Origin of the sequence: Methylobacterium sp. J-043, assembly GCF_022829505.1 — a bacterium.
In the GTDB taxonomy this organism is placed as follows: Bacteria; Pseudomonadota; Alphaproteobacteria; order Rhizobiales; family Beijerinckiaceae; genus Methylobacterium; species Methylobacterium extorquens_A.
Genome location: NZ_JAKSYB010000063.1, coordinates 23,439 through 36,899 on the forward strand (window position 1 = coordinate 23,439; position 13,461 = coordinate 36,899).

16 protein-coding genes and 1 pseudogene are annotated in these 13,461 nt (G+C 67.3%); 10 read left to right on the forward strand and 7 right to left on the reverse strand.

The genetic code is table 11. From position 1 onward, the window contains the following. Positions 1-388: 388 nt before the first annotated feature. Entirely contained in the window at positions 389-652 is a 264-nt protein-coding gene (locus MKK50_RS18120) for a hypothetical protein (protein ID WP_499024298.1), read from the forward strand. 95 nt (positions 653-747) lie between these two features. On the opposite strand, the gene MKK50_RS18125 is transcribed toward MKK50_RS18120, so the two are convergent. Beyond that, on the reverse strand, positions 748-870 hold the full coding sequence (locus MKK50_RS18125; protein WP_499024299.1) for a hypothetical protein: 123 nt from the start codon (positions 868-870) through the stop codon (positions 748-750). A gap of 142 nt (positions 871-1,012) precedes the next feature. Between MKK50_RS18125 and MKK50_RS18130 the strand changes: the two genes are divergently transcribed. Then, positions 1,013-1,267: a hypothetical protein gene (locus tag MKK50_RS18130; protein ID WP_499024300.1), complete on the forward strand. Its 255-nt coding sequence runs from the start codon at positions 1,013-1,015 to the stop codon at positions 1,265-1,267. Between the two features lie 218 nt (positions 1,268-1,485). Here the strand turns inward: MKK50_RS18130 and MKK50_RS18135 are convergent, their stop codons facing one another. The 3 genes from MKK50_RS18135 to MKK50_RS18145 form a co-directional block, all read right to left on the reverse strand. Further along, on the reverse strand, positions 1,486-1,875 hold the full coding sequence (locus MKK50_RS18135; RefSeq protein ID WP_499024302.1) for a hypothetical protein: 390 nt from the start codon (positions 1,873-1,875) through the stop codon (positions 1,486-1,488). A 133-nt stretch (positions 1,876-2,008) separates the two neighbouring features. Further along, entirely contained in the window at positions 2,009-2,227 is a 219-nt protein-coding gene (locus MKK50_RS18140; protein WP_499024303.1) for a hypothetical protein, read from the reverse strand. A gap of 11 nt (positions 2,228-2,238) precedes the next feature. Further along, the gene (locus MKK50_RS18145; RefSeq protein ID WP_499024305.1) at positions 2,239-2,493 is read right to left on the reverse strand and encodes a hypothetical protein; all 255 of its coding nucleotides are present in this window, start codon (positions 2,491-2,493) and stop codon (positions 2,239-2,241) included. Positions 2,494-2,632: 139 nt separating this feature from the next. Between MKK50_RS18145 and MKK50_RS18150 the strand changes: the two genes are divergently transcribed. Both MKK50_RS18150 and MKK50_RS18155 read left to right on the forward strand, forming a co-directional pair. Continuing rightward, positions 2,633-3,088, forward strand: coding sequence for a LexA family protein (locus tag MKK50_RS18150; protein ID WP_499024307.1), 456 nt, complete (start codon positions 2,633-2,635; stop codon positions 3,086-3,088). Further along, positions 3,085-4,503 (forward strand): Y-family DNA polymerase, encoded by a 1,419-nt coding sequence (locus tag MKK50_RS18155; RefSeq protein WP_499024309.1) that lies wholly within the window; start codon positions 3,085-3,087, stop codon positions 4,501-4,503. Before MKK50_RS18150 ends, MKK50_RS18155 begins: the two co-directional genes overlap by 4 nt. On the opposite strand, the gene MKK50_RS18160 is transcribed toward MKK50_RS18155, so the two are convergent. Continuing rightward, positions 4,452-5,330: an SDR family oxidoreductase gene (locus tag MKK50_RS18160; protein ID WP_499024311.1), complete on the reverse strand. Its 879-nt coding sequence runs from the start codon at positions 5,328-5,330 to the stop codon at positions 4,452-4,454. The genes MKK50_RS18155 and MKK50_RS18160 overlap by 52 nt on opposite strands. A 246-nt stretch (positions 5,331-5,576) precedes the next feature. Between MKK50_RS18160 and MKK50_RS18165 the strand changes: the two genes are divergently transcribed. The 4 genes from MKK50_RS18165 to MKK50_RS18180 all read left to right on the forward strand — a co-directional run bounded on the left by MKK50_RS18165 (position 5,577) and on the right by MKK50_RS18180 (position 9,677). Continuing rightward, entirely contained in the window at positions 5,577-6,473 is an 897-nt protein-coding gene (locus tag MKK50_RS18165; protein ID WP_499024314.1) for a LysR family transcriptional regulator, read from the forward strand. A 102-nt stretch (positions 6,474-6,575) separates the two neighbouring features. Continuing rightward, positions 6,576-7,661 (forward strand): carbon-nitrogen hydrolase family protein, encoded by a 1,086-nt coding sequence (locus tag MKK50_RS18170; RefSeq protein WP_499024315.1) that lies wholly within the window; start codon positions 6,576-6,578, stop codon positions 7,659-7,661. Between the two features lie 139 nt (positions 7,662-7,800). Then, a complete protein-coding gene (locus tag MKK50_RS18175; protein WP_499024316.1) occupies positions 7,801-8,097 on the forward strand; it encodes a DUF485 domain-containing protein in 297 nt (98 codons plus the stop codon). A gap of 11 nt (positions 8,098-8,108) precedes the next feature. After that, the gene (locus MKK50_RS18180) at positions 8,109-9,677 is read left to right on the forward strand and encodes a sodium:solute symporter family transporter (RefSeq protein ID WP_499024318.1); all 1,569 of its coding nucleotides are present in this window, start codon (positions 8,109-8,111) and stop codon (positions 9,675-9,677) included. An 85-nt stretch (positions 9,678-9,762) separates the two neighbouring features. Here the strand turns inward: MKK50_RS18180 and MKK50_RS18185 are convergent, their stop codons facing one another. Then, the gene (locus tag MKK50_RS18185; RefSeq protein ID WP_499024320.1) at positions 9,763-10,467 is read right to left on the reverse strand and encodes a DJ-1/PfpI family protein; all 705 of its coding nucleotides are present in this window, start codon (positions 10,465-10,467) and stop codon (positions 9,763-9,765) included. A gap of 50 nt (positions 10,468-10,517) precedes the next feature. On the opposite strand from MKK50_RS18185, the gene MKK50_RS18190 reads away from it, so the two are divergent. Further along, the gene (locus MKK50_RS18190) at positions 10,518-11,543 is read left to right on the forward strand and encodes a GlxA family transcriptional regulator (RefSeq protein WP_499024322.1); all 1,026 of its coding nucleotides are present in this window, start codon (positions 10,518-10,520) and stop codon (positions 11,541-11,543) included. Positions 11,544-11,732: 189 nt separating this feature from the next. Here MKK50_RS18190 and MKK50_RS18195 read toward each other — a convergent pair. Then, a pseudogene (locus MKK50_RS18195) lies at positions 11,733-12,042 on the reverse strand (hypothetical protein); the annotation flags it as partial. Between the two features lie 308 nt (positions 12,043-12,350). Here MKK50_RS18195 and MKK50_RS18200 point away from each other — a divergent pair. Next, on the forward strand, positions 12,351-13,316 hold the full coding sequence (locus tag MKK50_RS18200; protein ID WP_499024323.1) for a hypothetical protein: 966 nt from the start codon (positions 12,351-12,353) through the stop codon (positions 13,314-13,316). The last annotated feature ends 145 nt before the right edge of the window (positions 13,317-13,461 follow it).

Genomic DNA, 13,461 nt, shown 5'->3' on the forward strand with positions numbered 1-13,461 from the left:
ATTACAGATTAACTTGAGCGACAATACTAATATCGTGATTATCAGGACGTTTTGTGAATAGCTATGTTCTTTAAGATATATATTATATCTGTGATTTCTTGCGGGCACCCCTAACATACGCTGTTCAACGTAAAAGGACAGGCCTTTTGGAATGGTATGGGGCCAGCAATCCATGACAGCAAAGGCAGCTTGCTATGCCCAAGCTACATCGGAGTTTGGTGGCGGACTGGGCCGCTTCCATCCGGAGGGGCGGCGCCAGGGTGAAAGGCGTCGGGCGGCCAGACAGTCCCGGCACATCGAAACAGGATGTGCTGTTAGACGCTATGCAACATATAATTGATTATGCAGTCTCGTTACCTCGGCGAATCCCCGCCGCCGGAGGCGCAACATGGTCAGCACCAATCCGACAGCGAACGTGGAAAGCGATCTCCCGACCGATCGGTGTGAGCGCGCCCTCGCCGAGGCGATCGGCGGTCTCGAAATCATCCGCGATGAAGGGCCCGCGGCCGATCCGGCCTATCCGATCCACGGAGGGATTGAGGCGCACGAAGCATGGGGCTTCGACTCGGCCGCGCACGAGCGCGCGGAGACCGCTCGGGGCACACTGGCGAACGTAGAGGCGATCATGGCGGGTAAGCCAGTGTCAGCCTGAGCGACGCGCATCGCTGCCGTCGAGTTATGTCCGATTTCCGCTAAACCCGCTCAATCTCAGCCCCGCCCGGCTCGCCGCGGCGGGGCTTTTGCGTTTCAGGCCCCGCGTTCTGCCGCGGCCATCCGCTTGCGCACGGCACACCACAGCCGCTCTTCCTCGCCATCCGCCGCCGCGATCAAGCGCCGCCGCGCCTCATGGTCGGCGTACTGCAGGAACATCTCGGCCAGCGCGGCTGCGTGTAGCTCGACTATGCCGGCGAGATGGTGCCCTGCTGAAGTGACACGCCGGTTTTGAACTCGCTCAAAGCGACTGCGGCATCGGCGCCTGCGAACCGGAGCGAGACCGACAGGTTGATCGCGCATGAGCACACCTGATCCGACCGCAGCCTCCACCAGCACCACCCAGGTGATCGATGCACGCCGCCGAGAGATGGCGGTGGAGCACATCCTATTCGGCGCCCTACGCCATCTTGCGGGCCGCCACCCCGAGATGATCGACGAACTCGAGGCCAGCCTTCCACATCTCTGGGACCGATCAGAGGGTACGGCGCGCGACGACGAGGCGGTGCGGGAGATTGCCCGGCGCTTCATCGCGAGCCTGCGAGCCGAGGCATAACAATCTGACAGGCGGTATGGGTGCGGTTTGCGCCCGATGCTCTGGAAATTCGCCGCGTGGTGCCCGCCATCCACCGGCTGGATCCTCGCGCGCGTGGCCTCCGAAGACGCGGCCCTCAAGCTCGCGCGCCTGCTGAACCTGAGATAGATCGCGCTCCACCATCATCGTTCTATTCAGCCCCACCCCCCGCCGCGCGGGGCTTTTCGTTCCGGGGCACCTCACTGCAGAGGCTGCCCGATGAACTCGGGAACGCCGGGGGCGCGGTAGAATTGCCTCTGCTCCGGGCACCAGCGCGCGGCGCCAATATTCCTGGCCTGAGAGGAGATCTCATTGCGAGCGGAAGCGACCGTCCTACGAACAGGCGCCTCGCCGAAGCGCTCAATTCCGTCTTGGAGGAAGGCTCGCTCCATCGCTGCGATCATCTTGCGGTCTAAGAGGTAGAACGGCCCGCAGACAGGTTCCACGAGGCCAATGCGTGCGATTGCTCGGGCAGTTTGGTTCAGCAAGTACTCTGGTGTCTGAGCCTGCCCGCCTTCCGGGAAAAGCAGCCATAGCGCCAACAGCACCGCCCATTGGCGAGGGTGGCAGGGGGTGCGGAGAGTAGCCATGCTAGCAACCTATCGCGCAGATTGCCGCGTCGCCACTGCCTCGCTATTCGTTCCCGATCTCACCCCCATCACCCCGCCGCCGCGGGCATCCGCTTCCGCACCTCGGCGATGCGGTCGTCATCGCCGACGCCGGTCACGTCCAGTCCTGATCGTCGGCGAGAAACCAAGCCGCCAGGAACTCGGCTCCGTGCTCCCGCAACTTGGCCCGCCCCATGAACTGGCCGTCCTGATCTTCGATGCGCCACATGCCGGGATGCTCATCGCAGGCAACCACGCACCCCGCCATCTCGTGATCGACCACGACCGTGAAGCGGCCCGGCGCGCTGCCGTCCTTGAGGCTGTAGGTCTGCACCGGGCCTCTCCTCAGGCCGCCTGCAGCGTTTCAGCGAAGTCCTCCGGCACCTCGCCAAACTGACCGAGGATCGTCGCGCTCTCGAGTTCGCCCGTCTCGTCGTCGGCCACTATCTGCAAGGCGGCCGTCCCCGGCATCCGCGTGGCCATCGCCTCGGCCCGCTTCAACGCCCCGCTGCCAGACGCCGACACCTGCCGATCGCAAGGAATGAGCCGCTTCCGCTTCAACACGAAGGCCTGCACGAGGAAGGTCGTCCGCATCGTCATCGCTGATACCCTCACCAAGCCCCAGTCGGGCGTTGTCCACGTTTTCCACAGGGCAGCACGGTCACGTTTATGCTCACGTTGACCCGGAACCGTCGGGCTGCTTGTTCTCTTTTCGTTCTATCACGGGAGAGGGTACGGCGTGAGCCTGTTTCGGGTCGACGAACTACCGGACCAAGGCTTCTCCACCGTTCGCGTACCGCTGATGGGGCCGTCGCTGTGCGCGGGCTTCCCATCGCCGGCCGACGACTTCGTCGAAAACGCCCTGGAGTTGCCGCGCTGGCTCGTGCCGAACCCGCCCGCCACCTTCCTCTGGCGCATCGCGGGCGATTCGATGCGTGACGCCGGGATCTTCGATGGAGATCTCGCCTGCGTCGATCGTAGCCTCAAGCCTGGGCATGGCAGCGTCGTCGTCGCAGCGGTCGACGGCGAGATGTCGATCAAGCGCATGGTGGTCGAGGGCAACACGGCTCGGCTCTCCTTCGACAACGCCGATCTGCCGGTCTACGCGCTGGAGGAGTTGGCCGAGGTCGATGTCTGGGGCGTGGTGCGCTTCACGATCCGCTGGCACGTCGCGCGCGCCGGACAGGGGCGATGAGTGGCGCTGAGGCGCGCCTGCGCGATCGGATCGGCGGCGGGCGGGCACTCGCCCTCATCGACGGCAACAGCTTCTACTGCTCGTGCGAGCGCGTGTTCGACGCCAAGCTCGCCCGCGTTCCGGTGATCGTGCTGAGCAACAACGATGGATGCGCCATCGCCCGTACCGCCGAGGCCAAAGCGCTCGGGATCAAGATGGGCGCGCCCTACTTCAAGATCCGCGGGCTCTGCGAGGCCCAGGGCGTGCGCGTGTTCTCCTCGAACTATACCCTCTACGGAGACATGTCGGCGCGCATCAACGCGATCTACCGCGACGCGACGCCCGACGTGGAGGTCTACTCGATCGACGAGAGCTTCCTCGACCTGACCGGCTTCGTCCGCCGGGATCGCGTCGCGCTCGCCCGAGAGATCCGCGCCACGGTGCGAGCCTGGACCGGCATCCCGACCTGCGTCGGCATCGGCCCGACCAAGACGCTCGCCAAGCTCGCCAACCACATCGCCAAGACCGTGCCCGAACTTGACGGCGTGTGCGACCTGACCGAGCCAACGGCGTACGAGCACTGGCTCTGCCGGATCCATGTCGGCGAGCTGTGGGGCGTCGGTCGCGCCTCGCTGCCAAAGCTGGAGGCGATGGGCATCGACACCGTAGCGGACCTGCGCGACATCGACCCGCGGCCAGTGCGCAAGGCGCTGACGGTGGTGGGCGAGCGCATGATCTACGAACTGCGCGGCCTGTCCTGCCTCGGGCTCGACCTCGTGCCAGCGCGGCGCAAGGGCTGCGCGGTGACCCGCTCGTTCTCTGGACGGGTGACGGAGCGGGCCGAGCTGGAGCAGGCGGTTGCCGCACACGCGACGCGGCTGGGCGAGAAGCTACGACGCGAAGGTCTCGGCACGGATCACATCACGGTCTTCTACCACACGAGCGAGCACGACCGCGGCGAGCCCATGCGCTCCGTCTCGACGGTGGTGAGGCTGCCGGAAGCGACGAACGACACGCTGGCGCTGATTCCGGCGGCGCTGCACGGCGTGGCTCGCACCTGGCGCGAGCAGGGCAGCCCGTCTTGGCGCTACTCGAAGGCCGGCGTGGTGACGGTCGATCTCGTGCCGCTGGCGGTGTCGCAGCGGGCGCTGATCGGCCGGCTCGATCGGGAGCGCTCGACGCGGCTCATGGGCGCGATGGATGCCTGCAACGCCCGCTTCGGCCGCGGTAGCGTGGTGCCGGCGCGGGCCGGACTGGCGCAGCAGCGACGCGCCTGGACGACGAAGTTCGAGATGCGTACGCCGCGCTACACCACGCAGGTGGACGAGTTGCCGATCGCTTCGGCGGATGCGTCTCGACTTTCGCTGCCCCTCAAAGCAGCCCGTCAGTACATCGGCGTGCCGCCGGTGACGGGCACGAGCGCACCCGACATGTAGCTGCCCTCGCGTGAAGCGAGCAGCACGTAGGCTGGGGCAAGCTCCGCCGGTTGCCCGGCCCGGCCGAGGGGCGTGTCAGCCCCCAGCTTCTCGATCTGCTCCGGGCTTTTCGCGATCGGCTGGATCGGCGTCCAAATCGGGCCGGGCGCCACGCAGTTCACCCGGATACCCTTCGGCGCCAACAGGTTCGACAGACCGATGGTTAGGCTCGCGATGGCGCCCTTGGTCGCGGCGTAGATCAGCATCGTGCTGTCGGCGACCTTGGCCTGCTGGCTCGTCGAGTTGACGATGGCCGAGCCGGGTTTCATGTGCGGCACCGCGGCCTGAGCGAGATAGTACATCGCGAAGACGTTGGCGCGGAACGCACCTTCGAGGTCGGTCGAGGTCACGTCCTCAAGCCCCTCGTTGATGGTCTGCGCCGCCGCGTTGTTGACCAAGATGTCGATGCGACCGAGTTCAGCCACGGTCCGCGCGACGAGTGCGCGGCAGTGACCCTCGTCGCGCAGGTCGCCCGGCAGCAGCAGGACACGACGCCCGGCCTGCTCGACCCAGCGCGCCGTTTCCTCGGCGTCCGACTGCTCAGCCTCTAAATAGGAGATCGCCACGTCGGCGCCTTCGCGGGCATAGGCGATGGCGACAGCGCGGCCGATACCGGAATCCCCGCCCGTGATCAGAGCGACCTGATCGGTCAGAAGCCCCTTACCGACGTAGCTCGTTTCCCCGTGGTCGGGGGCCGGTGTCATCTTCGACGTGAGACCCGGCCGCTCCTGTTGCTGCTCACCGGGGAAAGGCGGACGGGCACCGGCTTCGCGGGGATCGATCGTCATCGGGCATCCTCTTGCGGTGTCCGGTAACGTGTCGGGTGAGAGATGGTCGCCGCGACAGAATGGTTTCAGGATGTGCAGCCCCGCTGCCCTGACCAAGAGCCAGCGCCTATTCGAAGCGGCGGTCGATCTCACCAGCAATCGGCCTTTCTGATGCGCGGTTGCTCGCAGGCCGTTGACGACGGGACGCTTTATGCATCCCTTCGACAACGCCCCCCGTACGGATCGTGCTACCGTTCAGAGCACTGCATGTTCGATTGGAACGATCTCACCTTCTTCCTTGAACTCGCTCGTCACGGACGACTGATGCCGGCCGCGCGCCGGCTCAAGGTCGACAACACCACGGTCAGCCGCCGCATCGCCGAACTGGAGCGGGGGCTCGACACGAAGCTGTTCCAACGCTGCTCCGACGGCTTCCTGCTCACCGAGGCCGGGCACAAGCTCTTCGTGATCGCGGAGATCATCGAACAGAAGATGCTGTCCGTGCCGGAAACCCTCGGTCTTTCGGACGGGGCGGAGCCGACGGGGCGGGTGCGGGTCGCTAGCATGGAGGGCATCGCCGCGTTCTACCTGTCGGCCCGGTTCGCCGAACTCGCCGCCGCCATGCCGGGGATCGTGGTCGAACTCGTTACCGAGCGGCACTTGATCAACCTGACCAAGCGCGAGGCCGACATCTCGGTCTCCTTCGTGCCGCCCCAGGGCCCGCGCCTCAAGGTCCGCCGGGTCGGTGCGTTCCGTCTGGCGCTGTTCGGCTCGGAACACTACCTCACCGCGCGTGGCCGGCCGGGAACGCGCGCCGCGCTTCAGGACCACGACTTCGTGGACTACATCGACGACCTCGTGGCGATCGAGCCGGTGCATTGGCTGCTCGAAGTCCTGAGACCGAGCAATGTGGTGTTCCGGTCCACCAGCATGGCCGCGCAGCAGACCGCCGTCGCCGCGGGGGCCGGACTGGCCCTGCTGCCGCTTTTTTCAGCCAAGACCAATCCGACGCTCGTTCCTGTCCTGCCCGACGAGATCGTGGTGCGCCGCGACCTCTATCTCGCTGTCCACGAAGACATCGAGCATGCCGGCCGGGTCCGCGCGGTGACCCGCTTCCTGTCGGAGCTGTTCACGCGTGAGGCAGAGTACTTGAACCAATTCTGAGCACGCCCCGGCAGGATTGCAGCGGGTCTTGCGAATTTTTCGCCTTCGCGCCGTCGGCGGTCTCTGTTGCAAATGCGGCATCCCGAGTCTGGAGCCGCGCCGATGTCCGTCCCGTATCCGAAGTTCAAGGCGGCTGCCTGCCACGTCGCCCCGGTCTTCCTCGACAGCACCGCCTCTGCCGAGAAGGCGGTTGCGCTGATCGGCGAGGCGGCCCGCGCCGGCGCCGGCCTCGTGGTTTTCCCCGAGAGCTACATGCCGGGCTTCCCCCTCTGGGCGGCCCTGCGCGCGCCGATCCACAACCACGACCTGTTCAAGCGCCTCGCCGCCGAGTCCATGCGCCTCGACGGGCCGGAGATCGGCCTCGTGCGCGACGCCGCCCGGCGCCACGGCGTGCTCGTCTCTCTCGGCTTCAGCGAGAGCACCGAGGCCAGCGTCGGATGCCTGTGGAACGCCAACGTATTGATCGGCCGCGACGGCGGGATCCTCAATCATCACCGCAAGCTGGTGCCGACCTTCTACGAGAAGCTGGTCTGGGCCAACGGCGACGCCCGCGGCCTGCGGGTGACGCCCACCGAGATCGGCCGGGTCGGCATGCTGATCTGCGGCGAGAACACCAATCCCCTGGCCCGCTACGCGCTGATGGCGCAGGGTGAGCAGGTCCACATCTCGACCTACCCGCCGGCCTGGCCGACCCGGCCGCCGGGGGAGAGCGCCGCCTACGATCTCGCGCGGGCGATCGAGATCCGCGCCGGGGCGCACGCCTTCGAGGCCAAGGTGTTCAACATCGTCTGCTCCGCCGTGCTCGACGGGGCGGCCCGGGCGATCCTCTGCGACGGCGACGCCGCCATCGCCGACATCGTCGAGCGGACGCCCGCGGGCGTCTCCATGGTTCTCGACCCCGCCGGCGCGCATCTGGTGGCGCCGCATCAGGGCGAGGAGACCATCGTCTACGCGGAGATCGACGTGGCGGCCTGCGTCGAGCCCAAGCAGTTCCACGACGTCGTCGGCTACTACAACCGGTTCGACATCTTCCGCCTCACCGTCGATCGCGCGCCGCGGGAGCCGATCAACTTCGAGGCGGCCGTCCGGCCGGCGGGTCCTGCCGCCGAGGACGAGCGCGCCGAGGGGTTCGGCTTCGACGCCACCGCGTATCGGAGCGAGCCGCCGCCGCGCCGCGCGGGCCATTGATGCGGTGCCCTCGGGCGCCTGATTTTCGCGTCGATCCTGAGGCCGGCCGCCGGCTTCCGGACCGATGCCCCGCCGGTTTCGGAGGCTTCGGCCCCCGGGAGGTGTTCGCCAGACCCCACGCCACGGACGGAGGTGCAGCATGCTTTCACCCGACAGAGTCACCCCTCACTCGGAGGGCGAGGCGATCGCACGGCTGTCGCGAACGCGCGCTCGCATCGCGGTCGCGCTGAGCCTCGTGATGATCGCGATGTATTTCGGCTTCATGACGATGTTCGCCTTCGCCAAGCCGACGATGGGCACCATTCTGGCGCCGGGCCTGTCGCTCTGCATCCTGCTCGGGGCGGGCGTCATTGTCGGCTCGTTCGTCCTCTGCCTCGTCTACGTCGTCTGGGCGAACCGCTTCTACGACCCGGCCGTGCGCCGCATCATGAACTGAGGAGCGGGATCATGCAGGCCGCCAACAACCCCCTCGCCGTCACCTTCTTCTTCGTCTTCATGGCGCTGACGCTCGGCATCACCTACTGGGCCGCGCGGCGCACGCGCACCACCGAGCAGTTCTTCGCCGCCGGAGGACAGATCACCGCCTGGCAGAACGGCTGGGCGCTCGCGGGCGACTTCCTCAGCGCCGCCGCGCTCCTCGGCATCGCCGGCATCATTACCTCGAACGGCTTCGACGGGCTGATCTACTCGATCGGCTTCCTCGTCGGCTGGCCGATCATCTCGTTCCTGATCGTCGAGCCGCTGCGCAACCTCGGCAAATTCACCTTCGCCGACGTCGTCGCCTACCGCCTGCGGCAGCGCCCGGTGCGCATGGCCGCCGCCATCGGCACCCTGACCGTGATCCTGCTCTACCTGATCGCGCAGATGGTCGCGACGGGCTCGCTGATCAAACTTCTCTTTGGCCTGCCCTACACCGCCTCCGTCATCGTGGTCGGCACCGCGATGCTCATCTACGTCATCTTCGGCGGCATGCTCGCCACCACCTGGGTCCAAGTGATCAAGGCGGTGCTCCTCTCGCTGGGCGGCCTCGTCCTGGCGCTGCTCGTGCTTGCCCATTTCGACATGAACCCGCTCACCTTGTTCTCGGCGGCGGCCGAGAAGTACGGCGAGCGCGTACTCCAGCCGGGCTCCAAGGTCGCGGGAAGCGGGTGGGACGCGATCTCGCTCGGCGTCGGGCTGATGTTCGGCACGGCGGCCCTGCCGCACATCCTGATGCGCGCCTTCACCGTACCGGACGTGAAAGAGGCGCGGATGTCGATCCTCTACGCCACCGGCATCATCGGCTCGTTCCACCTCCTCGTCTTCGTCATCGGCTTCGGCGCGATGGTCCTCGTCGGGCCGGAGGTCGTGACGAAGGCCGGCGGCGGCGGCAACATGGCGGCTCCGCTGCTCGCCCTCACGGTCGGCGGCAACGGCTTCTTCGGCTTCATCTGCGCCGTCGCCTTCGCCACCATGCTGGCGGTCGTCGCTGGGCTCACCCTCTCAGGCGTCGCCACGGTCTGCCACGACCTCTGGGTCAACGTGGTGCGCCACGGCGTGGCGCCGGAGCGCGAGCAACTCGCGGTGGCCCGGATCGCCACGGTCGCCATCGCGGTCCTGGCGGTGGCGCTCGGGATCGTGTTCGAGGGGCAGAACGTCGCCTTCATGGCAGGGCTCGCCTTCGCCGTCGCCGCGGCCGCCAACTTCCCGGCCCTCCTGCTGGCGATCACCTGGAAGCGGTTCACGACCGTAGGCGCCGTCGCCAGCATCCTGGTCGGGACCTTCGCCTCGCTCCTACTGATCAGCCTCTCGCCGACGATCCAAGTAGACGTGCTGGGGCGCAGCCTCGCGGAGGTGTCGCAGGCATGGTGGTTCGTCCCGATGAAGAACCCGGCCCTCATCAGCATGCCGCTGTCCTTCCTCGTCGCGATCGCCGTCTCGCTCGTGACCGTGGAGGCGGGTGCCGAGGGCACGTTCCGCGAGATGCGCCGACGCATCATGTTCGGCGCGCAGCGGGAGGCTTACGCGGGTCGCTGATCCCGGTCTCGGGATCTGGCGACGGGACGGGGCGTCGAAGGGCGCCCCGTCCAGCTTCGTTCCAAAGCCTAGCCCCGTGAGCCACTCAAAGCGCGATACCGAGCCGGGCGGCGGCGCGTCGGGCGGTGGCAGTGCGGCGCTCCGTGATCGCCGACACCGAGGCGCGGGCCCGTTCGAGGATGGCGGGCGGTGCCCGCTCCGGTATGCCGCTGTCGAAGGGCGGTTCAGGCGCGTAGGCCATATAGAGCTGGATTGCCTGTGCGGTGTCTGCGCCGCGCAACTCCGCCGCAAGCCGCAGGGCGCCGTCGATCCCCGCGGTGACGCCCGCCGCGAACACCCAGCCGCCATCGACGACGACCCGCTGATCGACGGGGATCGCGCCGAAATACGGCAGCAGATCGAACGAGGCCCAGTGGGTCGTAGCGCGGCGGCCCCTGAGGAGGCCCGCGGCGCCGCAGAGCAGCGCCCCCGTGCAGACCGAGAACACGCTGTGCGCTCCGGCCGCCTGATCCCGGAGCCAGCCGAGGACGGCCTCCTCCTCCATCAGCGCCTCCTGGCCGAAGCCGCCGGGGACGTGCAGCACGTCGAGCTGTGGCGCCTCTGCGAGACTTGCGTCCGGCGTCAGCCGCAGGCCGCGCACGTCGCGGACGGGTTCGGTCGTCTTGGCGTAGAGGCGGCAGGTCGCGTTGGGGATGCGCGACAGCACCTCGAACGGACCGGTGAGATCGATCTGATCGATGCCCTCGAATAGGAGCGAGCCGATCTGCAGGTGTTTGTCGGGCGGGATCATGGAGGCCTCCGGTGGACAAGAGGAGGCTAGCGCGGCAGGCTCTGGCGCGAATGCCAAATGACCCTCGTATCCCGCCAACCCAGCCGCGGATCGTAGAGTTGCTTGCCTTTCCGGGCGTGCAGTTACTCGACGTCACTGGGCCGCTTCAGGTCTTCGCCTCCGCCAACGAGCACGTTGCGCGGAGCGGCAGCGCGCCGCCCTACCGGCTGCGCGTCATCGCAAAGGGGGGCGGTGCCGTTGCCTCCTCCGCCGGCCTCGCGCTCGCGGCGGAGCCGCTGACGCCGCCGAGCGAGTCGGTCGATACCTTGGTCGTCGCTGGCGGCCCCGGCGTCGATGCGGCAGCCGGCGATCCCGACCTGGTCGCGTGGCTGCGTCGGCGCGTACAGGCCGCGCGACGGGCTGCCTCCGTCTGCACCGGTGCCTTCCTCCTGGCCGCCTCGGGTCTCCTCGACGGCCGGCGGGCCGTCACCCACTGGTCCTACTGCGACGCCTTCGCCCGACGCTTCCCGGCGGTGCGGGTGGAGGCCGATCCGATCTTCCTATGCGATGGATCGGTCTGGACCTCCGCGGGGGTGACCGCCGGCATCGACCTCGCCCTTGCGTTCGTCGAGGCGGATCTCGGCCGCGAGGCGGCTCTGGCCGTGGCGCGCTACCTCGTCGTCTTCCTCAAGCGTCCCGGCGGGCAGGCGCAATTCAGCGCCGGCCTGTTGCTGCAGACGGCCGGCGAACGTTTTGAGGCGCTGCATCACTGGATGCGAGCCCATCTCGGCGCCGACCTGTCGCTCGCGGCCCTGGCCGCTCAGGCCGGCATGAGTGAGCGCAGCTTCAGCCGGCACTACGTCGAGCAGACCGGGCTCACGCCGGCCCGCGCCGTCGAGCGCCTAAGGATTGAGACGGCGGGTCAGATGCTAGCGGAGACCCGCCAGCCGGTGAAGCGGATCGCGCAACGTTGCGGGTTCGGATCCGAGGAGACCATGCGCCGGAGTTTCTTGCGTCTGCTCGGAAGCACGCCGCAGGACTATCGCTCGCGATTCGGTGCCGATCCGAAGCCGGGCGGGCGCACCCCGTCTCTCTGACGACAGGGGCACGGCCCCTACGCCTCGGCCCACGACGCCGCTCCCGATCGCGCTGGTCGTCGAATACCGCGACAGTTCAGGCGATCGACAAGGCACGCGCGCCGGTATGGCCGGCGAGGTCCGGCAGATCTTCGCTCAGCCTTCGCTGCGGCGAAAGCGAATAGCCATTCTTCGTCCGCGAAGTAGGGCGCCGAACGGGATACTATCCGCGGTGATGCCGATCGCCTTGTGCCCTCCCGTCACCATCGCCCCGCACCAATCCACGCGCAGCGTGCCGTGCTCGGGGTGGACACCGAAGAGCTGCGGCGCCGTCCAGCCCAGGCGCACGGCCTCAACACCGAAGCGCTCGATGAAGTCGGTGCACGCCTCGTGGACGCTCGCCCAAGCGGTGGGGGTTGAGATAGCGGCAGGGCGACGAGGTCGGCCGGAGCCTGCCGAAGGCGTTGCGCCATTCGACGGCCTGGGGCGGGAGCGTATCGGAACCGAGTTCGGAGAGGATGGACGCTGCCGGCTGATGGCGGGGCCGACGGCATAGGGGCGCAAGCTTACCTCGGCCTTGCCGATCGCAGGCACTCGATTAGGAACGTCTCTTTGACCCATGATGCCGCTTCCGCAAACCCTTTTCGACGAAGCTGCAGCACGCCTTCCGCTCTTCGATGGCTTGCCTGATGAGGTGACCGCACGTCTCCGGTCGGTGGCTGCTGACGGTGGCGCAGACGGCTACTCCGTGCCCAAACTAATCGCCGTGTCCAGCACTGACTGATTTTCGCATCTTGAACCCCCCAACATACTGGAGGGTGCTTCGAGATGATGCCTCGCAATCCAATTGAGGCCGATTGGCTCATTCGTTCCGCCGAAGAAGAGGCCGCGCGCGCTGAGCGCTGGGCTGCCGTAGCGCAGCAGCAGATGGCCTACCAAGCTGCCATGGCGAAAGCGCATACGGCCGACGCCGCCGGGCTCCGAGCGCTTTGGACCTTCGTACCCCTGTCCACACCCGGATCGGTCGATCAGTCGAATCGTCCCGAGCCCGCGGTGGTCATTGACGTGCCTGCGCCCGAGCCGATCGAGCCGCCCCGATGCCAGTTCTGCGGGAAGCCGACACGGATCTGGCAGGGGAAGCCGCAAAGGTTCTGTTCCTTCCCGAAGACGGCCATTGGCTACTCGTGCGCCCATCGGTGGCGTGATCACCGCGACGCAAAGATCAGGAAGAAAGCGAGGGCGGAGGCGCAGAGGGAGAGGGAGAGGGCAGAGATCCAGGCCGTCAATCTGCCGGATATCGCCTGCTCCGAGGTCGTGCCGATTACCTCAGAGGCACCAACATGCCAGCAATGCGGCAAGCCCACACGCATCTGGAAAGGCAAGCCACAAAAATTCTGCTCGCCACCCGCCGGTCGCCGTGTCTCGCCCTGCGCATCAGCCTTCAATCTCCGGGCTCGCCGAGCGAAAACCACCCGGAGCCCGGCACAACGCGTGCGCCGGGCGAGGAAGCAGCCTGAACCGGTTCGCCCAACCGGATCGGTTCTGGTGACGGCCTCTCCGCGGGCGGACGGTCATGACCTCCTGACGACGGTAACGCGCGCGGTCTCGGCGAGCCTGCCCGATGATCTGCGATCGGAGATCATCAGCGAGACGGTCGTGCTCATGCTCGAGGGGGCGAAGCTCGCAGATGCCATAGCCGAAGCCTCGAAAAGCGTCCGCAGGAACGCCGCTTCGCTTCGCTACACTAAACCGATCGACGATTGCTTTTGGCTGGCGGCGGAGCCGTCGGACTGAGGTGAGGGCCTACGGCGGCCATGCGGCCGCTTACGACTGATGCTGGAAGCGCGGCGGGGCAAAAGGCGGCGCCTCCAGTTCTGGCGTACCGGTCCGCGCCGCACGGGATGACTCTACCGGCGCGGCCGACCAGCATTCGCTCGGA